The 24881-nt window shown below is 63.5% G+C and carries 22 protein-coding genes; 8 read left to right on the forward strand and 14 right to left on the reverse strand.

The window, feature by feature from the left end:
- The first annotated feature begins 151 nt into the window (after nucleotides 1–151).
- Nucleotides 152–3079, forward strand: a complete 2928-nt coding sequence (locus KSS90_RS02935; protein WP_217868127.1) for a TonB-dependent receptor — start codon at nucleotides 152–154, stop codon at nucleotides 3077–3079.
- Nucleotides 3080–3354: 275 nt separating this feature from the next.
- On the opposite strand, the gene KSS90_RS02940 is transcribed toward KSS90_RS02935, so the two are convergent.
- The 11 genes from KSS90_RS02940 to exaC all read right to left on the reverse strand — a co-directional run bounded on the left by KSS90_RS02940 (nucleotide 3355) and on the right by exaC (nucleotide 15458).
- Nucleotides 3355–4488, reverse strand: a complete 1134-nt coding sequence (locus KSS90_RS02940) for an ApaLI family restriction endonuclease (RefSeq protein WP_217868128.1) — start codon at nucleotides 4486–4488, stop codon at nucleotides 3355–3357.
- A complete protein-coding gene (locus KSS90_RS02945; protein WP_217868129.1) occupies nucleotides 4485–5834 on the reverse strand; it encodes a DNA cytosine methyltransferase in 1350 nt (449 codons plus the stop codon). Before KSS90_RS02945 ends, KSS90_RS02940 begins: the two co-directional genes overlap by 4 nt.
- Before the next feature lie 372 nt (nucleotides 5835–6206).
- Complete coding sequence (locus KSS90_RS02950; protein ID WP_217868130.1) at nucleotides 6207–6905, reverse strand: LexA family transcriptional regulator; 699 nt, start codon at nucleotides 6903–6905, stop codon at nucleotides 6207–6209.
- 183 nt (nucleotides 6906–7088) lie between these two features.
- Entirely contained in the window at nucleotides 7089–7616 is a 528-nt protein-coding gene (gene ppa / locus KSS90_RS02955; RefSeq protein WP_003255365.1) for an inorganic diphosphatase, read from the reverse strand.
- A 92-nt stretch (nucleotides 7617–7708) separates the two neighbouring features.
- The gene (locus KSS90_RS02960; protein WP_217868131.1) at nucleotides 7709–8512 is read right to left on the reverse strand and encodes a M90 family metallopeptidase; all 804 of its coding nucleotides are present in this window, start codon (nucleotides 8510–8512) and stop codon (nucleotides 7709–7711) included.
- Between the two features lie 7 nt (nucleotides 8513–8519).
- On the reverse strand, nucleotides 8520–9167 hold the full coding sequence (locus KSS90_RS02965; RefSeq protein ID WP_217868132.1) for a DedA family protein: 648 nt from the start codon (nucleotides 9165–9167) through the stop codon (nucleotides 8520–8522).
- 255 nt (nucleotides 9168–9422) lie between these two features.
- Nucleotides 9423–9881, reverse strand: a complete 459-nt coding sequence (locus KSS90_RS02970; protein WP_217868133.1) for a GNAT family N-acetyltransferase — start codon at nucleotides 9879–9881, stop codon at nucleotides 9423–9425.
- A gap of 107 nt (nucleotides 9882–9988) precedes the next feature.
- Nucleotides 9989–10807 (reverse strand): ethanolamine ammonia-lyase subunit EutC, encoded by an 819-nt coding sequence (eutC, locus tag KSS90_RS02975; RefSeq protein WP_217868134.1) that lies wholly within the window; start codon nucleotides 10805–10807, stop codon nucleotides 9989–9991.
- Between the two features lie 8 nt (nucleotides 10808–10815).
- Entirely contained in the window at nucleotides 10816–12210 is a 1395-nt protein-coding gene (locus tag KSS90_RS02980) for an ethanolamine ammonia-lyase subunit EutB (protein ID WP_217868135.1), read from the reverse strand.
- 49 nt (nucleotides 12211–12259) lie between these two features.
- Complete coding sequence (eat, locus tag KSS90_RS02985) at nucleotides 12260–13708, reverse strand: ethanolamine permease (protein ID WP_110703262.1); 1449 nt, start codon at nucleotides 13706–13708, stop codon at nucleotides 12260–12262.
- Between the two features lie 229 nt (nucleotides 13709–13937).
- Nucleotides 13938–15458 (reverse strand): acetaldehyde dehydrogenase ExaC, encoded by a 1521-nt coding sequence (exaC, locus tag KSS90_RS02990; RefSeq protein ID WP_102683797.1) that lies wholly within the window; start codon nucleotides 15456–15458, stop codon nucleotides 13938–13940.
- Between the two features lie 267 nt (nucleotides 15459–15725).
- Between exaC and KSS90_RS02995 the strand changes: the two genes are divergently transcribed.
- From KSS90_RS02995 to KSS90_RS03010, 4 genes are all read left to right on the forward strand, one after another.
- Nucleotides 15726–17645 (forward strand): sigma-54-dependent Fis family transcriptional regulator, encoded by a 1920-nt coding sequence (locus tag KSS90_RS02995; protein ID WP_217868136.1) that lies wholly within the window; start codon nucleotides 15726–15728, stop codon nucleotides 17643–17645.
- A 66-nt stretch (nucleotides 17646–17711) separates the two neighbouring features.
- Nucleotides 17712–19061, forward strand: a complete 1350-nt coding sequence (mpl, locus tag KSS90_RS03000; RefSeq protein WP_217868137.1) for a UDP-N-acetylmuramate:L-alanyl-gamma-D-glutamyl-meso-diaminopimelate ligase — start codon at nucleotides 17712–17714, stop codon at nucleotides 19059–19061.
- On the forward strand, nucleotides 19058–19687 hold the full coding sequence (gene ubiX / locus KSS90_RS03005; RefSeq protein ID WP_217868138.1) for a flavin prenyltransferase UbiX: 630 nt from the start codon (nucleotides 19058–19060) through the stop codon (nucleotides 19685–19687). The genes mpl and ubiX overlap by 4 nt, the downstream gene beginning before the upstream one ends.
- Nucleotides 19684–19971 carry a YceK/YidQ family lipoprotein gene (locus KSS90_RS03010; RefSeq protein WP_038707275.1) on the forward strand — a complete coding sequence of 96 codons (288 nt, stop codon included), beginning with the start codon at nucleotides 19684–19686 and terminating at the stop codon, nucleotides 19969–19971. Before ubiX ends, KSS90_RS03010 begins: the two co-directional genes overlap by 4 nt.
- 108 nt (nucleotides 19972–20079) lie before the next feature.
- On the opposite strand, the gene KSS90_RS03015 is transcribed toward KSS90_RS03010, so the two are convergent.
- The 3 genes from KSS90_RS03015 to KSS90_RS03025 all read right to left on the reverse strand — a co-directional run bounded on the left by KSS90_RS03015 (nucleotide 20080) and on the right by KSS90_RS03025 (nucleotide 23047).
- Nucleotides 20080–20724 carry an oxidoreductase gene (locus KSS90_RS03015; RefSeq protein ID WP_217868139.1) on the reverse strand — a complete coding sequence of 215 codons (645 nt, stop codon included), beginning with the start codon at nucleotides 20722–20724 and terminating at the stop codon, nucleotides 20080–20082.
- Nucleotides 20725–20751: 27 nt separating this feature from the next.
- A complete protein-coding gene (locus KSS90_RS03020; RefSeq protein WP_217868140.1) occupies nucleotides 20752–22485 on the reverse strand; it encodes a C13 family peptidase in 1734 nt (577 codons plus the stop codon).
- Nucleotides 22486–22591: 106 nt separating this feature from the next.
- Complete coding sequence (locus KSS90_RS03025; protein WP_217868141.1) at nucleotides 22592–23047, reverse strand: MaoC family dehydratase; 456 nt, start codon at nucleotides 23045–23047, stop codon at nucleotides 22592–22594.
- Nucleotides 23048–23198: 151 nt separating this feature from the next.
- On the opposite strand from KSS90_RS03025, the gene KSS90_RS03030 reads away from it, so the two are divergent.
- Genes KSS90_RS03030 through KSS90_RS03040 form a run of 3 tightly spaced genes read left to right on the forward strand, consistent with a single transcriptional unit; the run spans nucleotide 23199 to nucleotide 24874 of the window.
- Nucleotides 23199–23561, forward strand: coding sequence for a CidA/LrgA family protein (locus tag KSS90_RS03030; protein ID WP_046857288.1), 363 nt, complete (start codon nucleotides 23199–23201; stop codon nucleotides 23559–23561).
- On the forward strand, nucleotides 23558–24274 hold the full coding sequence (locus KSS90_RS03035) for an LrgB family protein (RefSeq protein ID WP_046857287.1): 717 nt from the start codon (nucleotides 23558–23560) through the stop codon (nucleotides 24272–24274). The genes KSS90_RS03030 and KSS90_RS03035 overlap by 4 nt, the downstream gene beginning before the upstream one ends.
- Before the next feature lie 9 nt (nucleotides 24275–24283).
- Complete coding sequence (locus tag KSS90_RS03040) at nucleotides 24284–24874, forward strand: LON peptidase substrate-binding domain-containing protein (protein WP_217868142.1); 591 nt, start codon at nucleotides 24284–24286, stop codon at nucleotides 24872–24874.
- Nucleotides 24875–24881 lie beyond the last annotated feature (7 nt).

Consider the following 24881-nt stretch of genomic DNA (forward strand, 5'->3'; position numbering starts at 1 on the left):
GTAAATGCAAACAATTATCACTAGATTTGGCTAAATCACAAGATCAAGTGAAAATGCGAATCGCACGCATATACCTTTTTCGCTGTCGTGCGACAGAAGGGGTGCAAGCCCGCATCGAGTGCCGGGCACTGACCTCACGAGCGAGAAAAGCATGCCCGCCAGCTATCGGCTTCCCCCTGTTTCGCGCCCATCGCAACGCTTGTCCCCGATCAGCTTCGCCGTGCGCTGCGCGGTGCTCGGCTGCTTGCTGGGCTCTGGCGCAAGCCTGGCCCAGGCCGCCCCGGCGGCAACCGAGAACAGCCGGCCCGACGACGCCACGCGCCGCGACTACGATATCGCCCAGGGGCCGCTGGGCACCTCGCTGGGCGTGTTCGCCAAGCAATCGGGGCTGTTGCTGTCCTACGACCCCGATCTGACCCGCGGCCGCGCCGCGCCAGCGCTCAAGGGGCGCTACACCGTGCAGGAGGGCGCCCGGCGCCTGCTGGCCAATACCGGCCTGCAACTGCTGCCCAACTCACGGGGGGCGTACATCCTCATCCCGCAGGCCCAGGCATCGGCGACGGCAACCGAGCTGACACCGACCGTGGTCGCCTCCAGCGAAATGGTCGACCCGCAGCGCGACACCTACCGTGCGCCGCGTTCGACGGTGCATCTGTCGCGTGAAGACCTCGACCGCTTCAGCACCGTGTCGGTGGGCGACATGCTCAAGGGCGTGGCCGGCGTGCAGGTGGGCGACAGCCGCAACGGCGGCGCGCTGGACGTCAACATTCGCGGCATCCAGGGGCAAAGCCGGGTGGCGGTCAGGGTCGATGGCTCGGAGCAGGCGGTGGATGTCTACCGGGGCTACGGCGGCACCCAGCAGCGCAGCTACATCGACCCCGACCTGATCAGCAGTGTCACCGTGAACAAGGGCCCCAGCACGCGCTCCGGGGCGATCGGTGGTTCGGTGGAGATGAAGACTATCGGCGTCGATGACATCCTGGTCGATGGCAAGGATGTCGGCGTTCGCCTGACCGGCAACCTTTGGAACAACGGCGTCGAACCCGAGCACCGCAGCCGCCATTCCCGCGACGAGGATCTGAGCGCGGTGCCGCGTGATGAGCGCGGTAGCCTGTTCGGCTCCAAGGCCGAATCCGGCAGCGCCGCCTTCGCCTATTCCCAAGAGCGCTTCGACCTGGTGGCAGCCTATGCACACCGCAACCAGGGCAACTACTTCTCCGGCAAGAAGGGCCAGGACCGTTACCGGCTCTATGACCGCGATGGTGACGAGCAACCCAGTGTCGCCAACACCTACAATGCCGGCGAGGAGGTGCTCAACTCGTCGTTCGAGACCGACTCCTACCTGCTCAAGACCACCTGGCGGCTGGCCGACGACCACACCCTGGACCTCGGTTACCGTCGCTTCGACGGCCACATGGGCGAGATCATGCCGTCGGACATCTTCCGTTATGGCACCGCCGGTATCTACCAGTACCCCACCAGCGAAATCGAGATCGACACCTACACCGCGCGCTATCACTACCTGCCCGAGGGCAATCCGTGGGTGGACCTCACCAGCCACCTGTGGATGACCGACTCGAAGACCAGCACCTTGAGCGCGGCCTGGATGGCGCCCAAGTCGCAGCTGTTCCGCACCGACCGAGCCTGGTCGCGCCAGGACAACCGCCGCATTGGTGGCGACCTGAGCAACGTGTCGCGCTTTACCACCGTCCATGGCGATTTCAAGCTCGACCTGGGCGGCGCCTTCCAGCTCGAGGACTTGCAGCCGCAGAAGAGCGTGGTCTCCACCCAGCACGACATCAATGCCAACCGCATGCTGCGCGATGCATCGCGCCAGGAATTCAGCTTCAACGGCAATCTGGAGTACAAGCCCACTGACGCGCTGACGCTGTGGGGGGGCGGTCGCTATGCCCACTACCAGACCAAGGACAACACGGTGCTGGCCGAGGCGCGCCGAGAGGAGCGGGAAATGCGCTGGATCACCGCCAGCAGCCCGGGACACTGGGGCAGCATGATGTGGTTCCCGGATCAGAACGGCCAGTACACCGATGCCACCGACCCACGCCTGAACAACGGCATCGTCTTCGAGAACAGCAACGAGCCGTTCAATGGCGTGCCGTTCAACGAGTCCGGCGCGACCAACGTCGTGGTCCATCCTGAAGGTGTAAGCCGAGTGGTCACCGGCTACGACTACACCCCGCAGGGCAAGAGCAGAGGCGGTGGCTTCGCACCGGCCTTCGGTATCAACTTCGAGTTCCTCCCAGATACCTTCGTCTATGCCTCCTACACCGAGGGTCTGCGCCTGCCGTCGCTGTTCGAGACCAGCCAGGGCACCCAGCAGGTCACCCCGGGCAAGCACCTCAAGCCCGAGCGCTCGCGCAGTTGGGAAGTGGGCGTGAGTGCCTTGCGCAGCGACCTGCTGACCGCGGGCGACGAGGCGTCAGCCAAGCTGGCCTGGTTCGACAACGACATCAAGAACTACATCACCCGCTACTACGACCCGAGCCCGGGCCTGTGGGGGCAGATGACCTTCAGCAACACCGACAGCTTCCACACCCGCGGCCTGGAATTGCAGTCGCACTACGATGCCGGACGGGTGTTCGCCGACCTGTCGGCCACCTACTACCTGATGACCGAGACCTGCGACGCGGCCTTCGCCGGCAAGCTGCGCGCCAGCGCCAATCAGTACCAGCGCACCCACGACGCCCCGGACTGCACGCCGGGCAGCTACATGGGCTCGTACACCAACACGCAGAACCCGCCACGTTTCTCGGCCAACCTGCTGACCGGCTTGCGCTTCTTCGACGAGGCGCTGACCGTGGGCGGGCGCATGACCTATACCTCGGGGCCCACCGCGCAGATGGACAAGCCTTGGCAGACCGGCGCGACCACGCCGCAGATCGATTACCGCTCGGTGGCGCTGTTCGATCTGTTCCTCAAGTACAAATTGCTGGAACACACCGAGCTGAACGTGTCGGTGCAGAACCTGACGGACCGCTACTACCTGGATCCGCTGGCGCAGAGCTTCATGCCAGCACCTGGACGGACCTGGCGGGTGGGGATGGTGGCGAGATTCTGAGTGGCGCCTTGCTTGTCGACAGGCATTGAAAAGCCGGCTTGTGGCCGGCACCGATGTTCCCGTCAGCACAGAAGATCAAGGCACCGACGCTCGGCGGCACTCTATCTCCCAGCTTCACAATGTAGAGCACTGATTTGCATCCGAAGCCACCAGCGGAGCAACGATGGCCACACAGCGGCCCGGTTTTGCGGACTTCTTCGCCTACCCATTTTCCTTGGGGGGGAGCTTAAGCGGCCCGCAGGGGCCGCCTTCGACGACAACTAGGGTAGTGCTGTTCAGTCTTCGCTGATTGTTTCCTCGTTAGCTTCCTCGGAAAGACTCGGATCCTCCCTTCGTTGAACGTCACGACGATAGTCTCCCAAGTGGATCACGACTTGATCACCTTGATAGCTGGCGCGAATATCAAGAAGGGCAATGCTTTTCCTGCCGCTGCCGAACTCACATGCAGTCTCGAAACGGCTTATGTCCTCGATCGGTCGGCGAACGTACTTCTCGATGAATTTCGACATTACCTCGCCAGCTTCTTCCTCAAGATGCTCCCACGCATCTTCGCCGAGATAGGCGCGGCCTCCTTTGGCCTCGTAAGCTTTCTGCAAGTCCCCAAGCCTCGGGTTCATAGTCGGGTCTAGAACAACGAGGATGGGGATTGCTCCGGAATTGTGCGCATCTACGGCGAATTGGGTTTCTTCACCAAAGCGGCCTTGGCCGCTTGCTGCAATGGTCACCCGCAGCTTGAATTCATATGCCAGCCTCTCCCCACTGGGTAGCACTTTCCAGCAGTCAACCTGGCGCCCCTTGGTTGCATCCCCGGTGCGTGTTACAACTTTTGTTCTTGCGCTCTTTTGCTCCCCTCCAATGGCTGCTGCCAGGATCGGCTCGAACAAGTAGCCGGTCTCTTGCGCGGAGCGATTGTCGAGGTCATAGAAGAACTTTCGCCACGTCAGCCAGGATGCAAGAGCTTCAGGCTCGGTCGAGCCGTACTCAACCAGTGATCGAGGGGAAATCTGCACCATTGTTGGCATTGGTTGAGCTGACAAGATCATGCTGTACTTTCGCCTGCGCTTGTGAAGCTCGCTCAAACATCTCAAATAAGTGGTGAAGTCTTCAATTTGTTCTTCGCCAGTTTTGATAAGTGCAACGTGTTGCTCTGCTTCGAGCGCTATCTCCTCAAGAAACCAGTCTTCTGGAAGCTCGTAGTAATCAGCGGGTGGTGCAATCTTTGCCCACAGGCCTGGGTGCTGCTCTTCAAGCGCCGGCCCGCGTCCAGTGTCGTGGTAGATGATGCCGATAAGCTTTGCCAGCTCGCTAGGGGTCATCATTACCGGGAGGTTGGTTCCAAGCCCCATGGTCATGACTTTGGTGAGCAGCTTGGATTCTTCTGCACTCAGTCTTAATGTTTTTCTTTTCATGTGTGCTCAAGTTCGCGCTGTAAAATTCCTTTTAGGAGGGAGTCCGTTTTCTTCAGGGCCTCACTCATGCCGGTAGCTTCTGTCAATTGGTATCCGAGGAGCCTGGGTGACTGTACTTGAGGCAATGTGGATAGGTCGGAGCCATGCATGCCATCAAGCTCTTGAAGGTGTTTGGCGAAGACGGCAGCAGCTATTGGAGGGACCGCATTGCCAATTTGCTGCATGACGCTGGAGGCGTTCCCTGAAAACTCATATTTGTCTGGAAAGGACTGAATGCGCGCGCACTCACGAATCGTCAGAGGTCGGTCTAGACTCGGGTGGATAAATTCGCGACAAGCTGCTCCAGTAATGGTCAGGCTTTGCAAGTCACCATGAAGACGTTTGATACCAGAGGGCGCTCCTCCTCGTTTCTCCGTGGGCGTTCCATCTTGCACGCGGCGAAAAGCTCGCCTGCGAAAACTATCATGCCAAAGCTCTTCAGGAAGATCCTTCATTGTCTGACCGCACGCTAGAAGGCTGTAGCGGCGCGTATCCTCGGCGTTAGTGCTGTCAAAGTGCTCAGTCACTAAGCCAGACTGATTGCCTTCACGCATCAACGCGTCGTAAAGGTTCGTAGGTGAAGAACTGGAGTACTCAGCGGTATGCTTCCTTTGCTCGGCTGCTGTGCCGAGTCCGCCGATAGATTCCAATAGCGTGGGTGCGAATGGATTGTTAGAACTCTTTTTTGTTTTTCCCGAATTGTAGGAGAACTGCTCTTCAGGGAAACGGAAGACTGAGCCGATCCGATTGCCAATTATCAGGACTCGCTTGCGTGTTTGAGGTACGCCATATCCTGCTAGGTTGACCTTTTCGACTCGGACGCTGTAGCCAATCTTTAGGAACTCTCGAACGAGCGAAGATACAGCCTCACCATGCCCGGAGGTCAACAGCCCCTCGACGTTCTCAAAGATGAACCAGCGTGGTTTTACTTCCTCAACAATATGCAGGTAGTTGTAGATGAGTCTGTTGCGCGGGTCGGTAGCGTTTCTTGAACCGGCAGTGCTGAAGCCTTGGCATGGTGGTCCTCCGATAATGGCGAAGGGTTCTTTACCGTCAAGCAAGTCTTTGAAAAACGAAGGCGGCGTTTGCGAAAGGTCCACGTTATGACACGTGCTTCCCACGTTGGCTTCGTAGCTTTGGCAGGCACTCTTGTCTAGCTCCGCACCACATAGGGGCTTGAGCCCTGCTGAGGCGAATCCATAAGAAAAACCTCCCGCTCCGGAGAACAGCGTTAGGACATGATCAGATCTTGAATTCATCGATTTGTAGTCTTTCCAAGCTACGTCGTTGAGTGCATTGGGGGGCATCTTACGTCAATGGTGAGGGTCTGGTGGAGCGTACGCGACGTTCTGCCTTCCGATGTCCGATGGACGTAAGGCCTTAGAGGTATGGGTAGGGTATGGGCCGGGTTAAGCGCGCTCTGGCGCCCTTGCGGCGGAGAATATCGGCAATTAAAAAGCCGGCTTGTGGCCGGCTTCTCGGGGACGTTCTTGGCTCATTTTTGATGAGCCGCAAACGCCTTAAACGGTTGGCAACATGGCCTGAAAAAGATGGCGGACGGCTGTGTGAGGCGTCGCCAGGCCCTCTGGAATGCGGCTTGCACCAACAGGGGGCATGATGTGCCGCGTAGCATACCCGTGTGCGTGGCCTCTGCCCAGCAAAAAGTGGGGTGAGGCGCTTCAGTCGGGGCGAGCAGGGCGCAGACATGACCACCAGAACACCCAACCGAGGATCTCCACGTTCTGCACGCGGCGCTGGTAGGCGGTGTAGCGTTCGGTGGGGTGGTTGAGGCGGTCATGGCTGTGCAGGCACAGGGTGCCGTTGTGGCCGAGGGCGAGATGTTGCACACGCAGCCGGCCATTGTGCAGCAGCGCGTAGCATTCACCCTCCACGATCCGGGTAAAGCTGCGATCGATGGCCAGCAGGGTGCCCTGGGGCAGCAAGGGTGCCATGTTGTTGCCTGGCATGCCGAGGCAGATAGCTTTCTCCGCCGTGACCTGCAGGGCTTCCATGGCCCGCCGGGGAACCGGCTGGTAGTGCCCGGGCAAGGCTTGCAGGCGGCCTTGCTCCAGGTGATGCAGGGGGAGATGCGCCATGTCGGTGTCCAGCGCCAGCAGTGGCGGCGGCAGGGGAGTGGCCGCAGGCGCGGAGCGGGCGGGGGTCAGCGGGGTGGGATGCTTCGGGCCTTCGCCACTGCGCAGCCAGCGCCCGCGTACGCAGAACAGCTCGGCGATCTCCTCGAGCCGGGCTTGAGGTACGCCGCGCTTGAACCAATTGTTGACGTGCTGAGGGGTGATCTTGCGCTGGGCGGCAAAGTCGGAAGGGGTCAGGTTGCACTCCAGCAGGAGGGCTTTGAGACGGTCGCCGGATGTTTTCATGACGGCGAGTCTATAGCCCCTGGAACGGTGTGGAAATCAACCCGATGTCGAGGTGATCTGTAGGAAATGTGGCGTGTTGTAGGGCTCTACTTAGGACCGAGTAGGATATTTCGATATTGCATCGACTCACGGCGAGCGCCGATAAAAAAACCCTGCCGGAGCAGGGTTTTCTTGGTGTCAGGTTCAGCCCTTGTAGGCTGCGACCGACTTGGTGATCGCGGCGCGGGCGGCGTCGGCGCCTTCCCAGCCCTCGATCTTGACCCACTTGCCCTTCTCGAGATCCTTGTAGTTCGCGAAGAAGTGCTCGATCTGCTGGATCAGCAGGGCGGGCAGGTCGGTGTATTCCTTCACGTCGACGTACAGCTGCGACAGCTTGTCGTGCGGAACGGCGATGACCTTGGCGTCGCCGCCACCGTCGTCGGTCATGTTCAGTACGCCGACCGGACGGGCGCGGATTACCGAGCCTGGGGCGACCGGATAGGGGGTCACCACCAGCACGTCCAGCGGATCACCGTCGTCGGCCAGGGTGTTGGGAATGAAGCCGTAGTTGGCCGGGTAGAACATCGGGGTGGCCATGAAGCGGTCGACGAACAGGGTGTCGCTGTCCTTGTCGATCTCGTACTTGATCGGCGCGTGGTTGGCCGGGATCTCGATGGCGACGTAGATGTCGTTCGGCAGGTCTTTGCCGGCTGGAATCTTGCTATAGCTCATTGGGCAATGCCCCCGTGTTTGATCAAAAAAGTGGCGGCGATTATAGGCACATTCCCACCGTGGGTGCCACGCCCGGCCTGATCTGCGGGCGATCAGCGATAGTCCGGGTGCTCGGCCTGCAGGCGCGCCAGGCGCTTCAGCGGATCCTGGCGGTAGAACAGCGACAGCTGCTGGTAGACCTTCGGGTAGGTCTCATGCAACACGTCGGGCGCGCTGAAGAAGTACTCACTGGTGACGGCGAAGAATTCGGCCGGGTTTTCCGCGGCGTAGGGGTCGATGGCGGTCTCGGCGTCGGGGTTGGCGTCTAGTTGGCGGTTCATATCGTCGTAGGCCTGCTGCATCGCCTGGGCCCAGTCCTCCACGCGCATGCCGGCATGCAGGGGCGGCAGGCCGTTGGCGTCGCCATTGAGCATGTCCAGCTTGTGCGCCAGCTCGTGGATGACCAGGTTGTAGGCTTCCCAGCCACCGCTGCCGAGAACCCCAGGCCAGGCGAGGATCACCGGCCCTTGCTGCCAGGCTTCGCCGCTGTGCTCGGCGTCCCAGACGTGCTCGACCCCGCTGCTGTCGCGGTGGCGCTGCGGGCTCTTGAAGTCGTCGGGGTAGAGGATGATCTCGTGGAAACCCTGGTACCAGTTCAGCGCGTCCAGGTGCAGCAGTGGCAGTTGGGCCTGGGCGGCGAGGAACAGACGCTGCTCGTCGTCCAGCTCGACGCCGGGCAGGGCGGTCAGGTGCTTGTCGTGCAGGAACAGCACGCAGGCGTCACGCAGCCAGCGGTCTTCTTCGTCGCTGATGCCGTCGAGCAGCGGCAGGCGTTGGCGGATCACCTGCCACAGCTGTGGGTCGACCGCATAGCGGGCCAGGGTACGCCGGCGCCGCCAGGCGCTGAACGACCACATGCCCAGGTCAGTGGGCCTTGGCCGTGCGGCCGAAGCGGCCGCGCAGCAGGCCGAGGATCATCGGTATCAGCGACAGCAGGATGATCGCCACCACCATCAGCGACAGGTGCTGCTTGATGAACGGCACATTGCCGAAGAAGTAGCCCAGGGTCACCAGGCCGCCCACCCACAGCAGCGAGCCGGCCACGCTGAACGCCAGGAAGCGCGGGTAGTGCATGTGGGCGATGCCGGCGACGAACGGCGCGAAGGTGCGCAGGATCGGCAGGAAGCGCGCCAGGGTGACGGTCTTGCCGCCATGGCGCTGGTAGAAATCGTGGGTACGCTGCAGGTAGTCCTTGCGGAAAATCTTCGAGTTGGGGTTGCGGAACAGGCGCTCGCCCGCCGTGCGCCCGATCACGTAGTTGGTGCTGTCGCCGAGGATTGCCGCGGCCATCAGCAGGCCCGCAAGCAGCACCGGGTCCATCCCGCCACCGGCGGCCACGGCGCCGGCGATGAACAGCAGCGAGTCACCCGGCAGGAAGGGCATGACCACCAGGCCGGTCTCGCAGAAGATCACGGCGAAGAGGATGGCGTAGATCCAGGGACCGTAATTGTTGACCAGCAGATCGAGGTAGGCATCGAGATGCAGGATAAGGTCCAGCGGGTTGAAATCCATGTACAGCACCTGTGTTCTTGACCCGCTTCCACGGGCACGCGATGACGGACAGCGCCATGGTTGCGGAAGATTCCCGGTTAAATCGGTAACTTTTCGCACATGGCAGGAGGGGGATTATACGGCGAAGTCCTGATCGTGCCCGGAGAGTTTGTAGCGAGGGGTTACGACTCTGCGATTGCTTCGTATCCGTGGGCGCGGGCTTGCCCCGCGATGGCGCAATCGCGGGCAAACCCGCGCCCACGGTACGTGGCCTGCTCAATCCTGGCTGATCGGCAGGATGTAGTTCTCGAACTCGGTGTCCTTGCGAAAGCCCATGGATTCGTAGGTTTTCTTCGCCACTTCGTTGTCGCTGCTGGTGGATACGCGCAGGCGCACGGCATTGGATTGCTTGGCCATCTTCTTGGCCTCGCGCATCAGGTTGTCGGCCACCAGCATGCGCCGCGAGTCTTCGGCCACGTAGATGTCGTTGAGGATCCATACGCGCTTGAGCGACAGCGAGGAAAAGCTTGGGTAGAGCTGGCAGAAGCCCATCAGACGGTCATCGCCATCATCCGGCAGGGCCAGGTAGATGATCGACTCCTTGCGCTTGAGGCGCTTCTCGAGGAAGGCTCGCGAACTGTCCGGGTAAGGCAGTTGCCCATAGAACTCGCGGTATTTCACGAACAGCGGGGTGAGCAGGTCAAGGTGTTCCAAGGTTGCCTGGATGATGCGCATGGGCGGGCCTCTGAGTCCATTGGGGATACGGCGGATTGCCAGCAGCGTCCATTGGCATGCTGCCTAAAGCAGGCTAGAAGCGCAATCCGCCTTCCGTGACATGTTTTTTACCCTTCACCGAGCAGGAAGTTTCCACTTTTTCCGGCAGATTCCTCGCTGTCGATACTATGAACCTCCGCTTCGTCCTTCAGATTCACCCCCGACAGCTGGCGCCTGCAGGCCTCGCGCATCAGGTACAGCAGGCGATGAGCGGCCATGCCATAGCTGAGGCCTTCCAGGCGCACGTTGGAGATGCAATTGCGGTAGGCGTCGGTTAGCCCGACCTTGGGCGCATAGGTGAAGTACAGACCGAGGCTGTCGGGGGAGCTCAGGCCCGGCCGTTCGCCGATCAGCATCACCGTCATGCGCGCGCCGAGCAGCTCGCCCACTTCGTCAGCCACCGCGACTCGGCCTTGCTCCACCAGGACCACCGGGGCGCTGCTCCAGCCATCGGCGGCGGCCTGCTCCTCGAAACGACTGAGGAAAGGCAGGGTATGACGGTGTACGGCCAGCGCCGAAAGGCCGTCGGCGACGACGATCGCCAGGTCGACGCCGCCCGGGTTGGCCTTGGCGTGCTCGCGCAGGCACTGGGCCGAGTCCTCGTGCAGGCGCCGGCCCAGGTCCGGGCGTTGCAGATACTGGTGGCGGTCGCTGGCGGCGCTGTGCAGCAGCAGGCTGTCGCGTCCGCGCTCACTGAGCTGCTGGCGCAGGCCGACATGGTCGAAGGGCAGGTGTACGGCATCGCGGGCCTGGGCATGGGCGAACTGGAAGTCCAGTTGGGCGCCGGTCGGCAGGCTGATGCCGGTACGGCCCAGGGCGATGCGTGCCGGCGTCAGGTTGCGCAGGGCCAGCCAAGGGTTGTCGGGGGTGGGGGTGTGTCGTTCCATGGTCACCTCTAGGCCAGCTGTGCCAGGGCCTGGCGGAAGGCCGGCGGCAGGTTGTCGCCGAAGCGGATGCGGCCATCGGCCTGGGTGAAGATACCGGTGCGTTCCAGCCACGCCTCGAATTCCGGCCCGGGCTTGAGGCCCAGCGTCTGCCGTGCATAGAGCGCGTCATGGAACGAGGTGGTCTGGTAGTTGAGCATGATGTCGTCGGAGCCGGGGATGCCCATGATGAAGTTGATCCCGGCCACGCCCAGCAGGGTCAGCAGGGTGTCCATGTCGTCCTGGTCGGCTTCGGCGTGGTTGGTGTAGCAGATGTCGCAGCCCATCGGCACGCCCAGCAGTTTGCCGCAGAAGTGGTCCTCGAGGCCGGCGCGGATGATCTGCTTGCCGTTGTACAGGTACTCCGGGCCGATGAAACCGACCACGGTGTTGACCAGGAATGGCTTGAAGTGGCGGGCAACGGCGTAGGCGCGGGTTTCGCAGGTCTGCTGGTCGACGCCGTGGTGGGCGTTGGCCGACAGGGCACTGCCCTGGCCGGTCTCGAAGTACATCAGGTTCTGCCCCACCGTGCCGCGCTTGAGTGACAGGCCGGCCTCGTAGCCCTCCTGCAACACGTTGAGGTTGATGCCGAAGCCGGCGTTGGCCGCCTCGGTGCCAGCGATGGACTGGAACACCAGGTCCAGCGGCACGCCGCGGTTGATCGCCTCGATCGAGGTGGTGACATGGGTCAGCACGCAGGACTGGGTGGGGATGTCGTAACGCTGGATGATCGCATCGAGCATTTCCAGCAGCGCGCAGATCGAGGCGATGCTGTCGGTGGCCGGGTTGATGCCGATCATCGCATCGCCGTTGCCGTACAACAGGCCGTCGAGAATGCTCGCGGCGATACCGGCCGGTTCGTCGGTGGGGTGGTTGGGCTGCAGGCGGGTCGACAGCCGCCCGCGCAGCCCCATGGTGCCGCGGAAGGCGGTGACCACGCGGATCTTCTGCGCCACCAGCACCAGGTCCTGCACGCGCATGATCTTTGACACCGCCGCGGCCATTTCCGGCGTCAAGCCGGGGGCCAGGGCGCTGAGGCTGTGTTCGTCGGCCTTGTCGCTGAGCAGCCAGTCGCGCAAGCCGCCGACGGTCAGGTGGCTGACCGCGGCGAAGGCCGCGGCATCGTGGGTGTCGATGATCAGGCGGGTGACTTCGTCCTGTTCGTAGGGGATCAGTGCCTCGCTGAGAAAGTGCTTGAGCGGGATGTTGGCCAAGGCCATCTGCGCGGCCACTCGCTCGCCGTCGTTGCTGGCGGCGACGCCGGCCAGGTAGTCGCCCGAGCGTGCCGGGCTGGCCTTGGCCATCACCTCCTTGAGGCTGTCGAAGCGGTAGACCTGGTGGCCCACGGTATGCGTGAAACTTGCCATACAGAATCTCCAGGGCGCCGCAGGGCTGGCCTGCGGCGCAAGTCGGCAATCAGTGCAGGGCCTCTTCGGCCTTCTGGATCGCGGCGAATTCCTCTTCCGGTGTACCGGCAACCAGGTGGTGGCGGCTGTAGAACGCAAAGTAGGCAATTAATACTGCATAGATCACTGCGGCGCCAATCACCACCCGTGGGTCGACCAAGAAGCCGGCGACCACGGCGATGCAGGCCAGTACCAGGGCCACGCTCGAGGTGAAGATACCGCCGGGGGTGCGGTAAGGACGCTCCATTTTCGGGCGGCGGATACGCAGGGTGATGTGCGCGGCCATCATCAGCACGTAGGACAGCGTGGCGCCGAACACCGCCACCAGGATCAGCAGGTCGCCCTGGCCGGTCAGCGACAGGGCGAAGCCGATGATCCCGGGGATCACCAGGGCCAGTACCGGGGCCTTGCTCTTGTTGGTCTCGGACAGTTTGCGTGGCAGGTAGCCGGCGCGGGAGAGCGCGAAGATCTGCCGCGAATAGGCATAGATGATCGAGAAGAAGCTGGCGATCAGGCCGGCCAGGCCCACCAGGTTGACGAAGCCGCCCATCCAGGTCGAACCGCCGTAGGCCTTCGACAGCGCCTCGACCAGCGGGTTGCCCGAGGCCTTGAGGGCTTCGGAACCGGCGCCACCGGGGCCGACCACCAGGATCAGCAAGGCGAAGGCCAGCAGCACCAGCATCGCGCCGATCAGGCCACGGGGCAGGTCACGCTTCGGGTTCTTGGTCTCTTCGGCGGCCAGTGGCACGCCTTCGACCGCGAGGAAGAACCAGATCGCGTAGGGAATCGCCGCCCACACACCGACATAGCCGAAAGGCAGGAAGCTGCTGGCGCCGACGGCGTCGGTCTTGGCGATATCGAACAGGTTCGCCGCATCGAAATGCGGCACCATGCCGATCAGAAACACCGCCAGGGCGATGGCGGCGACCGCGGTGATGATGAACATCAGCTTCAGCGCCTCGCCGACGCCGAAGATGTGGATGCCGATGAACACGATGTAGAAGGCCAGGTAGATCATCCAGCCGCCGATGCCGAACAGCGACTGGCAGTAGGCACCGATGAACACGGCGATGGCTGCGGGCGCGATGGCGTACTCGATGAGGATCGCCGTGCCGGTGAGGAAGCCGCCCCAGGGGCCGAAGGCGCTGCGGGCGAAGCCGTAGCCGCCGCCGGCGGTGGGGATCATCGACGACAGTTCCGCCAGGGAAAAGCACATGCACAGGTACATGGTGGCCATCAGCAGGGTGGCGAGGAACATGCCGCCCCAGCCGCCTTGTGCCAGGCCGAAGTTCCAGCCGGCGTAGTCGCCGGAGATCACATAGGCCACGCCCAGGCCCACCAGCAGGACCCAGCCCGCGGCGCCTTTCTTCAGTTCACGTTGCTGGAAATAGTCCGAGCCGACCTTTTCGAAGTCGACGGAGGAGCTTGCCGGCGCGCCGGCGGAATGATCGCTTGGCATAGGGTTCACCTGTTGTTTTTCTTAGGTTGCCGGAGGGACTGCCGGCTACTGGTGATTCGTTTTGCAGGAAGCGGGCCAGAGCGGTTGCTGCACGGCAACCGCAAATGCCGTCATAACGATGGTGGCTTCATCGCCGCTCCCACAGAGCACTGCGCAGTCCCTGTGGGAGCCGGCTTGCCGTGGCGACGAACCGCGGCGAAAGGGCTGCAAAGCAGCCCTAAACCACGGTCTAGAAGAAGCCCAGCGGGTTGATGTCGTAGCTCACCAGCAGGTTCTTGGTCTGCTGGTAGTGGTCGAGCATCATCTTGTGGGTTTCACGGCCGACGCCGGACTTCTTGTAGCCACCGAACGCGGCATGCGCCGGGTACAGGTGGTAGCAGTTGGTCCATACGCGGCCGGCCTTGATGCCGCGGCCCATGCGATAGGCGCGGTTGATGTCGCGGGTCCACACCCCGGCGCCGAGGCCGAACTCGGTGTCGTTGGCAATCGCCAGGGCTTCGGCTTCGTCCTTGAAGGTGGTGACGCTGACCACCGGGCCGAAGATCTCCTCCTGGAACACGCGCATCTTGTTGTTGCCCTTGAGCAGGGTCGGCTGGATGTAGTAACCGCTGGCCAACGCGCCTTCGAGTTGCTCCACCTTGCCGCCGGTAAGCAGCTCGGCGCCCTCTTCCTGGGCGATCTTGAGGTAGGACTGGATCTTCTCGAATTGCTGCTGCGAGGCCTGGGCGCCGACCATGGTGTCGGTGTCCAGCGGGTCGCCGCGCTTGATCTGCAGCACCTTCTTCATCACCACTTCCATGAACTGCGGGTAGATCGACTCCTGCACCAAGGCACGCGACGGGCAGGTGCATACCTCGCCCTGGTTGAAGAACGCCAGCACCATGCCTTCGGCCGCCTTGTCGATGAAGCTCGGCTCGGCCTGCATGATGTCCTCGAAATACACGTTCGGCGACTTGCCGCCCAGTTCGACGGTGGAGGGGATGATGTTCTCGGCGGCGCATTTCATGATGTGCGCGCCGACCGGGGTGGAGCCGGTGAAGGCGATCTTGGCGATGCGCTTGCTGGTGGCCAGGGCCTCGCCCGCTTCACGGCCGTAGCCTTGCACCACGTTGAGCACGCCCTTGGGCAGCAGGTCGCCGATCAGTTCCATCAGCACGCTGATACCCAGCGGGGTCTGTTCGGCGGGCTTGAGTACCACGCAGTTGCCGGCGGCCAGGGCCGGGGCGAGCTTCCAGGCGGCCATCAGCAGCGGGAAGTTCCACGGGATGATCTGGCCGACCACGCCCAGCGGCTCGTGGATGTGGTAGGCCACGGTAGTTTCGTTGATCTCGGCGGCGCCGCCTTCCTGGGCGCGGATGCAGCCGGCGAAGTAGCGGAAGTGATCAACCGCCAGTGGGATGTCGGCGTTGAGGGTTTCGCGGATCGGCTTGCCGTTGTCCCAGGTTTCGGTGATGGCCAGCAGCTCGAGGTTCTGTTCGATGCGGTCGGCGATGCGCAGCAGGACGTTGGAACGGTCCTGCACCGAAGTGCGGCCCCAGGCATCGGCGGCGGCGTGGGCCGCGTCGAGGGCCTTTTCGATGTCTTCGGCGGTGGAGCGGGGGAACTCAGCGATCAGCTTGCCGTTGACCGGGGAGGTGTTCTCGAAATACTGCCCCTTCACCGGCGCCACGAACTCACCACCGATGTAGTTGCCGTAGCGGCTCTTGAAGTTGACCTTCGCGCCTTCGGTGCCGGGATGTGCATAACGCATGATGTGTCTCCTGGTCGTTGTGATTGTTGCGGAGTTACCAAGCGTAGAGCAAAGGTCGGGCCAGTGCCTGGAGGCCCTTGTGTATCAATGACTTGGGTCAAGGACGGCGCCGCTATCGAAATGACCTGTGCCAGCCTCGGCACGGCCAGGGTGACACTTTGTACCCTTTGCGACACGGGCCGTGACCGCAGGGTCGGTGCAACGTTGCAAAGCGTTCACGCCTGGAGGATGCTGACGGCACGCTCTATCTGCGGAGAACAACAAGAAATGCAGAGCAATCCGTTCAGCCGCCATGCCCAGCAAGTGCTCACGGTCGCCCAAGGCCAGCCCAGCGGGCCGGGCAGCGACCCGTCCATCGCCCGCTCCTGGCTGCGTTGCCTGGAGGACTACCACCTCGATCCCGCGCGGGTCCAGGCACCGGTGGTGCTCGAACACGGCCGCCTGCTTGAGAGCCGCGAGCGCCTGCGCCAGGTGCTGCAGATCGCCGACAACGAGATGAACAGCCTGCATCAGCAATTGTCCGGTGCCGGGCACGCGGTGCTGCTGACCGATGCCCGCGGGGTGATCCTCAACTGCGTCACCGCGCCCAGTGAACGGCGCATCTTCGAGCGTGCCGGGCTGTGGCTCGGCGCCGACTGGAGCGAGGCCCGCGAGGGCACCAACGGTATCGGTACCTGCCTGGTCGAGCGCCAGGCCCTGACCATTCACCAGGACGAGCACTTCCGTGGCCGCCATACCGGGCTGACCTGCTCGGCCAGCCCGGTATTCGACCCACACGGCGAGTTGCTGGCGGTACTCGATGTGTCGTCGGCGCGTCCCGATGTCTCGCGCCAGAGCCAGTTCCACACCATGGCGCTGGTCAACCTGTCGGCGAAGATGATCGAGAGCTGCTACTTCCTGCGCCACTTCGAGCAGCAATGGCTGCTGCGTTTCCACTTGCAGGCCGAGTCGGTCGGGCTGTTCAGCGAGGGCCTGCTGGCCTTCGATGGCGACGGGCGGATCTGCGCCGCCAACCAGAGTGCGTTGAACCTGCTGGGGACCATCCGCGGTGGAGTGCTGAGCAAGCCATTGGACAGGTTCTTCGCCTGCAGCCACGACGAAATGTTCAGCCGCGCCACTCTCCAGGGCAGCACTGCCTGGCCGCTGTATACCCGCGACGGTCGTCAGGTATTCGCCAGCCTGCGCGGCCAGGCGCGGGCGCCGGCGTGGTCGGTGCCGGTGGCCTTGCCCCAGACCGCTGCGCCGGGCATCTGCCTGCTCGATCCGGCCTTGCGCGAGGACTTCCGCCGCGCCGTGCGAGTGTTCGAGCGTGACGTGCCGCTGCTGTTGCGCGGCGAGACCGGTTGCGGCAAGGAGGCCTTCGCCCAGGCTGTGCATCAGGCCAGCGCACGCCGTGACAAGCCATTCGTGGCGATCAACTGCGCATCGATCCCGGAGAGCCTGATCGAGAGCGAGCTGTTCGGCTATCGCGGCGGCAGCTTCACTGGTGCGCGCAAGGAAGGCATGCGCGGCAAACTGTTGCAGGCCGATGGCGGCACCTTGCTGCTGGATGAGATCGGCGATATGCCGTTGGCGCTGCAGACTCGCTTGCTGCGGGTACTGGAAGAGCGCCAGGTGGTGCCGATCGGCGGTGAGCCGCAGGCGGTGGATGTGCGGATCATCAGCGCCACCCACCGTGACCTGCTGGAGCGGGTGGCGCAAGGCGGGTTCCGCGAAGACCTCTATTACCGCCTCAATGGCCTGGAGGTGGCCCTGCCGGCGCTGCGCGAGCGCAGCGACAAGGCGCCGCTGCTGGACTTCCTGCTGGCGCAGGAGGCCGAAGGGCAGGTCATCGAAATCGAACCGAGAGCACGACAAGCGTTGCTGGACTTTGCCTGGCCAGGGAACGTGCGGCAGTTGCGCAATGTGCTGCGCACGCTGGTGGCGTTGTGCGAGGAAGGGCGGATCGAGTATCCGGACCTCCCGCAAATGGTGCGCAGCGTGGGAGCGGGCCCTGCCAACGCCATCGTGGGGCAAACCCGCTCCCAGGATGGTCGTGTCTGTCTTGGCGATGCCGAACGCCAGGCCTTGCTCAGCGCCCTGGAGGCAAACCACTGGCACATGACCCGCGTCGCCGAGCATCTGGGCATCAGCCGCAATACCTTGTATCGAAAACTGCGCAAACATGGCATAGCCAAGGTCTGCTGAGCGAAACAGCGGGTGCGATTTCCCTCGCCCTGGGCTACCCTGCCTCGACGTTTTGCGAGGTCGATCATGCACATTCATATTCTCGGTATTTGCGGCACTTTCATGGGCTCGCTGGCCGTGCTGGCCAAAGAACTGGGCCACCGCGTCACCGGCTCCGACGCCAACGTATATCCGCCGATGAGCACCCAGCTCGAAGCCCAGGGCATCGAGCTGACCCAAGGCTACGACCCGGCCCAGCTGGAGCCGGCACCTGATCTGGTGGTGATCGGCAACGCCATGTCGCGGGGCAACCCGGCAGTGGAGTACGTGCTGAACAAGGGTTTGCCGTACGTATCGGGCCCGCAGTGGCTGGCCGACCATGTGCTGCAGGGGCGTTGGGTACTGGCCGTGGCCGGCACCCATGGCAAGACCACCACCAGCAGCATGCTGGCCTGGGTGCTGGAACACGCCGGCATGAGCCCGGGTTTCCTGATCGGCGGCGTGCCGCAGAACTTCTCGGTGTCGGCGCGCCTGGGCGATACGCCGTTCTTCGTCGTCGAGGCCGACGAATACGACAGCGCTTTCTTCGACAAGCGTTCGAAGTTCGTGCATTACCACCCGCGCACCGCGATCCTCAACAACCTCGAGTTCGATCACGCGGACATCTTCCCCGACCTGGCATCCATCGAGCGGCAGTTCCACCACTTGGTTCGCACCATCCCCAGTGAAGGCCTGGTCATCCATCCGACCACCGAGCAGGCACTGGAACGTGTTATCGGCATGGGCTGCTGGACCCCGGTGCAGACCACGGGCGAGGGCGGCCAGTGGCAGGCGCGCCTGCTCAGCGCCGATGGCTCGCGCTTCGAAGTGCTGTTCGAAGGCCAGGCGCAAGGCGTAGTGGACTGGGCGCTGACCGGCCAGCACAACGTCGCCAACGCGCTGGCCACTCTGGCTGCCGCCCGCCATGTCGGCGTGGCGCCGGCCATGGGCATCGAGGGCCTGAGCGCGTTCAAGAGCGTCAAGCGCCGCATGGAGCTGGTTGCCGAGGTTCAGGGCGTGACCATCTATGACGACTTCGCCCACCATCCGACCGCTATCGCCACCACCCTCGACGGCCTGCGCAAGCGCGTCGGCGAGGCCCCAGTGATCGCCGTGATCGAGCCACGCTCCAACTCCATGAAGCTGGGCGCGCACCGCGATGGCCTGCCGGAAAGCGTCAACGACGCCGACCAGGTGATCTGGTACGCACCGCCCAACCTGGGCTGGGACCTGGCCGGCACCGCCGCGCAGTGCAAGGTGCCGAGCGTGGTGGCCGACAGCCTCGAGGCGATCATCGAACGCATCAAGGGCCAGGCCCGTCCGGGCACCCACGTGGTGATCATGAGCAACGGCGGCTTTGGCGGCCTGCATGGCAAGCTGGCCGAGGCGCTGAAGTGAGCGGACCGGAGCGCATCACCCTGGCCATGACCGGCGCCTCCGGGGCGCAGTATGGCCTGCGCCTGCTCGATTGCCTGGTGCGCGAGGACCGTGAGGTACATTTCCTCATCTCCAAGGCCGCGCAGTTGGTAATGGCCACCGAGACCGACGTGCTGTTGCCGGCCAAGCCCCAGGCCATGCAGGCGTTCCTGACCGAATACACCGGCGCGGCCGACGGGCAGATCCGCGTGTATGGCAAGGAAGACTGGATGTCGCCGGTGGCCTCGGGCTCCGGCGCGCCGGCGGCGATGGTGGTGGTGCCGTGTTCCACCGGCACCCTGTCGGCGATTGCCACCGGTGCCTGCAACAACCTGATCGAACGGGCTGCCGACGTGACCCTCAAGGAGCGTCGTCAGTTGATCCTGGTTCCGCGCGAGGCGCCGTTTTCCACCATCCACCTGGAGAACATGCTCAAGCTGTCGCAGATGGGGGCAGTGATCCTGCCGGCGGCCCCGGGCTTCTATCACCAGCCACAGACGATCGACGACTTGGTCGATTTCGTCGTGGCGCGCATCCTCAACCTGCTGAATATCCCGCAGGACATGCTGCCGCGCTGGGGCGAGCATCATCATGGGGTCGATGATTGAGGCGGTTTGTGCTGGGGTTGCTGGTGCTGGCCCAGCTCGGTGGCTGCGCCACGGTGCGCACCCTGGATGCCAACAAGCCCGGGGCGCCGGTGGTGTATGCCGGGACACGGCTTGACCTGTACGTGATCAATGGCGGGTGCTGCCCAGAGGACAGGTTCGGCGCCGAGGCGCCGGCCTATCCGGGGCTGGACCTGCCGGGGAGCGCGTTGCTGGATACCTTGCTGCTGCCGTTGTCGTTGTTGACGGCGGCGGGGGTGGGGTTCAACGCCACGGGCGGTCTTTGATAACCAAGGGCTGCTGCGCAGCCCAATCGCCGGCAAGCCGGCTCCCACAGGGTTACGCAATCACCTGTGGGAGCCGGCTTGCCGGCGATTGGGGCGGATCAGGATTGACTATTTCTTCCCCAGCTTGCGCAACTCGTCCGACTCGACCACGCGAATCCCATCTTCCTCCTCCAACGCCAGGCGCCACAGCGCCCGGGCCAGGGTGCAGGCCTCGATGCCGCGGTACTTGCCCGGTATCAAGCGGGCAAACGGTGCAGCCATACGTTCACCCAGGCGCGGCTCGATGCGCTCACCCAGCAACAGCGAAGGGCGCACGATGGTCAACTGCGGCCAGTCCTGTTGCTTTAGGGCTTCCTCCATCTCGCCCTTGACCCGGTTGTAGAAGATCGACGACTTCGGATCGGCGCCCAGCGCGCTGATCACCAGTAGATGGCGGGCGCCCATTTCTCGGGCGCGCTTGCTGAAGGCCACGACCATGTCCAGGTCCACGGCGCGGAAGGCGGTTTCGGATCCCGCCTGCTTGAGCGTGGTGCCCAGGCAGCAGAAGGCGATATCGACACGGCCGCCCAACTGCGGGAGAAACACGGCCGGGTCGCCCACCGGGTTTTCCAGGTGCGGGTGCTCGGCCAGCGGGCGGCGGGTCGGCGCCAGCACGCGGCTGATGGTAGGCTCGTTGAGCAGGCGGTCGAGCAGGTGTTCACCTGTCAGACCCGTGGCACCGGCAAGCAGGACATGCTGAGGCGTCAGGTACATGGTGTCTCTCCCTCGTTACTACTCAGCTTAGTGGGCGCCAGGTGTTTTCGCCTGTTCCCCCGAAGCTGGCTGGGCTTCATTGCGCAGGGCTTGCTCGGCTTGTTGGCGGCGCAGGCGCTGCCAGTGGCTGATCACCGCCGGCGGCGCCCAGAGCTGCGGCTCAGAAGCTTCGAAACCTTCCCTTCGTTCTCGTTCGGCAACGCTTTGCCGCGCCAGTTCAAACGCCTGTTTCAGATCGTCGGTCTGGTTCAGCGCCTGGGCGAACAGGGCGTCGCCGAAGTAGGTGAAGTCGGCCTCTTCCGAGCAGCCGAACGAAACCCGATCGGGGCGGGCGGCGGTCATGATCAGGGTTCGGTCGTCCTTGAGCGGGGCGATGTAGCCACCGGAGTAGCAGGCGGAGATGACGATCACCTTGTCGCGGTCCTTCAGCGGGGCGAGGGCGCTGGCCAGCTCGTCGGCGGAGAGGTCGGCCAGTTGCAGGCGTGGCTGGTCGAGCACCAGTTGGTGATCGTGGCTGCCATGGCTGGTCAGGTAGATGAACACCAGATCCTCGGGGCCGCTGCGCTCGGCCAAGGTGCGGGCAGCGCGGGTAATGTTCTCGCGGGTGGCCATGGGCCGGTCGGCCAGATGGTCGCGATGGTTGACCAAGGTGATCTGGCCATGGGCGCCGAAACGCACCTTGAGCATGTTGCTGACATAGTCGGCCTCGCGCAGGAACACGCTCTGCTGGCCGTCGCCGGCCACCACCAGGCTGTACAACTGCACTGGCGGGACTGACGTCGGCACCTTGGCCAGCGCATCGGCCAGCAGCTTGCCCTGGTTGAGCAGGGCCAGGTCGAGCGGGTCGGGCAAAAGCTTGCCCTGGGCGTCGCGCACGCGCACGCCGTTGACCCAGGTACCGGCTTCGCTGCGACCGTCCGGGTGGGTCAGCTTGCCACGCCCGTGGTAGGCATCGTCGGCGAAACCGCCGACATACTGGCTACCGTCGGCCAGTTGCAAGGTGCCGGTGCCAGCGAAGCGCCAGTCACGGAAGCCACCCTTGTAGCGGCTGCCATCGCTACCCAGCAGTTCGCCCTGGCCCACCAGCGAGCCATCCTTGAAGTCGCCTATCCAGACGTCGCCATCGGCGCTTTCATAGCGACCGCGGCCTTCGAGGCGATTGTCCTTGAACTCGCCGATGTACTGTTCGCCATCGGCGCTGTCGTAGGTGCCGGCCCCCTGTAGCTGACCATCGATGAAGTGGCCGCTGAACTGGTTGCCGCTGGCGTCGCTGCGCACCCCGGCGCCGTTGGGCTTACCTTTGGCGAACAGGCCCTGGTAGCGGCTGCCGTCAGCCAGCTCCAGCTGCCCCGCGCCTTCGTACTGGTCGTCCTTGAACTGACCGCGGTAGGTCTGGTCGTGTTGCTTGAGGGTGCCTTCGCCATCCCTGCGGCCATGCTTGAAGGTGCCGGCGTAATGGCTGCCGGGCGTGGTCAGGTCGCCCAGGCCCTGAAACAGGCCTTCACTGAACTGGCCACGGTAGACCTCGCCGTTGCTGCCATGCCACTCACCCTGGCCGTGCCACTGGCCGTCCTTGAAGGTGCCGGCGTACCAACTGCCGTTGGGGTAGTCGATGCGTCCCTCGCCCTGCAGCAAGCCGTTCACCACCTGGCCACGGTAGCGGCCGCCGTCGGGCAGGCGCGCGTCCGGCGGAGACAGGGATTCGCCTTCGCCACAGGCGGCGAGCAGCAGGATCAGGGTCAGGGGTAGCAGGGGGCGCATGGCGGCTTCCGGGGAAAACGATGCGCCGAGTATGCCGCAGAATACGCCAGGCCGTGAATTGGGGCGCTGCGCGCCCCATTCGCCTGTTCCAGGCGTGGTGTGACGATCAGACGAAGCAGAGTGACAGCGGCTCGGCGATGTAGGCAGGCTTCTCTTCGCCTTCAATTTCCAGGGTGACCGTGGCCTTCAGCAGCCACTGCCCAGGTTTCTTCTCGGTCGCGTCGGTCAGGTCGACCTTGAGTCGTACTTGACTGTCGACCTTCACCGGCTGGATGAAGCGCACGCTGTCCAGGCCGTAGTTGACCACCATCTTCAGCCCCTCGGGCAGCACGAGGATGTCTTCCATCAGTTTGGGGATCAGTGAAAGGGTGAGGAAACCGTGGGCGATAGTGGTGCCGAACGGGGTCTTCTTCGCCTTTTCGGGATCGACATGGATGAACTGGAAATCGCCGGTGGCCTCGGCGAACAGGTTGATGCGTTGTTGGTCGATCTTCAGCCATTGGGAACGACCCAGCTCCTTGCCAACGTACTGCGAAAGCTCTGTAACGGGTACATAGGGCATCGCGACATCTCCAGATTGTCATTTGGTACGAGTGTGCAAGATCAGCACGGCGAACCGTTTCAGTCAAGTTGCCCGCTTTTCGCCGAACATCGCCTTATAGGCAGTTGCTTAGCGTGCTTATAATGGCCGCCATGCTCTGACGGAGGTCCGTATGCTGTTGCGTGGTTTGACCTGGCTGGTGCTGTTCCAGTTGCTGGGGACGGCGATCAACCACTTGTTCCTGCACATCCTGCCCGGGCCCATCATCGGCCTGTTGCTGCTGCTGGTGTTCCTGATGGTTCGTGGCGAAGTCGGCCAGCCGCTCAACGAAGCCGCCGGCAGCCTGCTGCGCTACCTGCCGCTGCTGCTGGTGCCGCCGGCGGTGGGGGTGATGGTCTATGCCAGGGACATCGCCGCCGATTTCTGGGCGATCGTCGGGGCGCTGTTGATCTCCTGCCTGGCGACCCTGGTGTTCGTCGGCGTGCTGATGCAGAAGCTCATCCAGCGCCAGGGCAGGCATGAGGAGCAGCCATGACCCTCGATTGGCACGGCGCGCTCGACGCGGTCATCCACCATCCCCTGTTCGGTATCGGCATCACGTTGGCCGCCTACCAGCTGGTGCTGGCAGGTTATGAAAAGACCCGCTGGATCTTCCTGCAACCGGTGCTGGTGTCGATGCTGGTGGTGATCGGCATCCTGCTTGTCTGCGGCATCGACTATGCCGAGTACCGCAAGAGCACCGAGATCATGAACATCCTTCTGGGCCCGGCCACCGTGGCCCTGGCGGTGCCGCTCTACCTGAACCTGCGGCGGATCCGCCAGCTGTTCTGGCCGACATTTACTACGCTGGTAATCGGAGGCCTGTTCGCCACCGTGGCATGCCTGGCGCTGGGCTGGTGGTTCGGCGCCGAGCACATGATCCTGATGACCATGGCGCCGAAGTCGGTCACCTCGCCGATCGCCATGCTGGTGGCCGAGCAGATTGGTGGTGTGGCGGCCCTGGCCGCGGTGTTCGTGCTGATCACCGGGGTGATCGGCGCGATCTTCGGCCCGGCGCTGCTGAGCCGCTTCGGCGTGCTCAGCCCCGAGGCCCGGGGCATGGCGCTGGGCGTCACCGCTCACGCAGTGGGCACGTCGGTGGCCTTGCAGGAAAGTGACGAATGCGGCGCCTTCGCCGCGCTGGCGATGAGCCTGATGGGGGTGGCCACGGCGGTGTTCCTGCCGTTGGCGGTCAGCCTGGTGGCTTGAGGAATCGAGATGACATTACCGCTGTTTCCCCTCAATACCGTGCTGTTCCCCGGTTGCCTGCTCGATCTGCAGATCTTCGAGGCGCGCTACCTGGACATGATCGGCCGTTGCATGAAACAGGGTGAAGGCTTCGGCGTGGTATGCATCCTGGAAGGCGAGCAGGTGGGCAAGGCGGCGCCGGTGGTGGCGTCGGTCGGCTGCGAGGCACTGATCCGCGACTTCGTGCAGCAGGACAACGGCCTGCTGGGTATTCGCGTCGAAGGCGTGCGGCGTTTTCGTGTCGAGCGCACCGAGGTGCAGAAGGACCAGTTGATGGTCGGCGAGGTGCAGTGGCTGTCGGAACTGGCGGACGGCCCGCTGCAGGAGCAGGACGATGACCTGCTGGCGCTGCTGCTGGCCTTGGGCGAACACCCGATGGTCGAGGCGCTGGACATGCCGCGGGATGTCGACGGGCGACAGGCGCTGGCCAACCAGTTGGCCTACCTGTTGCCGTTCGTGGAAGAGGACAAGCTCGACCTGCTGGCCATCGACTCGCCGCAGTTGAGGCTGCAAGCGATCCAGGCGTTGCTGGAGCGGATCCAGGGCGAATTGTTCGCCTGAACCATCC

Source organism: Pseudomonas maumuensis, assembly GCF_019139675.1.
Lineage (GTDB): Bacteria > Pseudomonadota > Gammaproteobacteria > Pseudomonadales > Pseudomonadaceae > Aquipseudomonas > Aquipseudomonas maumuensis.

What these genes read in the sequence shown, in the direction of transcription:
- KSS90_RS03015 (WP_217868139.1), bottom strand. Translation starts at nt 20,724, where the DNA reads ATGTACCTGACGCCTCAGCATGTCCTGCTTGCCGGTGCCACGGGTCTG.
- KSS90_RS02965 (WP_217868132.1), bottom strand. Translation starts at nt 9,167, where the DNA reads ATGGATTTCAACCCGCTGGACCTTATCCTGCATCTCGATGCCTACCTC.
- KSS90_RS03030 (WP_046857288.1), top strand. Translation starts at nt 23,199, where the DNA reads ATGCTGTTGCGTGGTTTGACCTGGCTGGTGCTGTTCCAGTTGCTGGGG.
- exaC (WP_102683797.1), bottom strand. Translation starts at nt 15,458, where the DNA reads ATGCGTTATGCACATCCCGGCACCGAAGGCGCGAAGGTCAACTTCAAG.
- eutC (WP_217868134.1), bottom strand. Translation starts at nt 10,807, where the DNA reads ATGGAACGACACACCCCCACCCCCGACAACCCTTGGCTGGCCCTGCGC.
- KSS90_RS03025 (WP_217868141.1), bottom strand. Translation starts at nt 23,047, where the DNA reads ATGCCCTATGTACCCGTTACAGAGCTTTCGCAGTACGTTGGCAAGGAG.
- KSS90_RS03020 (WP_217868140.1), bottom strand. Translation starts at nt 22,485, where the DNA reads ATGCGCCCCCTGCTACCCCTGACCCTGATCCTGCTGCTCGCCGCCTGT.
- KSS90_RS02970 (WP_217868133.1), bottom strand. Translation starts at nt 9,881, where the DNA reads ATGCGCATCATCCAGGCAACCTTGGAACACCTTGACCTGCTCACCCCG.
- KSS90_RS02940 (WP_217868128.1), bottom strand. Translation starts at nt 4,488, where the DNA reads ATGAAAAGAAAAACATTAAGACTGAGTGCAGAAGAATCCAAGCTGCTC.
- ppa (WP_003255365.1), bottom strand. Translation starts at nt 7,616, where the DNA reads ATGAGCTATAGCAAGATTCCAGCCGGCAAAGACCTGCCGAACGACATC.
- KSS90_RS02945 (WP_217868129.1), bottom strand. Translation starts at nt 5,834, where the DNA reads ATGCCCCCCAATGCACTCAACGACGTAGCTTGGAAAGACTACAAATCG.
- mpl (WP_217868137.1), top strand. Translation starts at nt 17,712, where the DNA reads ATGCACATTCATATTCTCGGTATTTGCGGCACTTTCATGGGCTCGCTG.
- eat (WP_110703262.1), bottom strand. Translation starts at nt 13,708, where the DNA reads ATGCCAAGCGATCATTCCGCCGGCGCGCCGGCAAGCTCCTCCGTCGAC.
- KSS90_RS03035 (WP_046857287.1), top strand. Translation starts at nt 23,558, where the DNA reads ATGACCCTCGATTGGCACGGCGCGCTCGACGCGGTCATCCACCATCCC.
- KSS90_RS02950 (WP_217868130.1), bottom strand. Translation starts at nt 6,905, where the DNA reads ATGAAAACATCCGGCGACCGTCTCAAAGCCCTCCTGCTGGAGTGCAAC.
- KSS90_RS02960 (WP_217868131.1), bottom strand. Translation starts at nt 8,512, where the DNA reads ATGTGGTCGTTCAGCGCCTGGCGGCGCCGGCGTACCCTGGCCCGCTAT.
- KSS90_RS03040 (WP_217868142.1), top strand. Translation starts at nt 24,284, where the DNA reads ATGACATTACCGCTGTTTCCCCTCAATACCGTGCTGTTCCCCGGTTGC.
- KSS90_RS02980 (WP_217868135.1), bottom strand. Translation starts at nt 12,210, where the DNA reads ATGGCAAGTTTCACGCATACCGTGGGCCACCAGGTCTACCGCTTCGAC.
- KSS90_RS02935 (WP_217868127.1), top strand. Translation starts at nt 152, where the DNA reads ATGCCCGCCAGCTATCGGCTTCCCCCTGTTTCGCGCCCATCGCAACGC.
- KSS90_RS02995 (WP_217868136.1), top strand. Translation starts at nt 15,726, where the DNA reads ATGCAGAGCAATCCGTTCAGCCGCCATGCCCAGCAAGTGCTCACGGTC.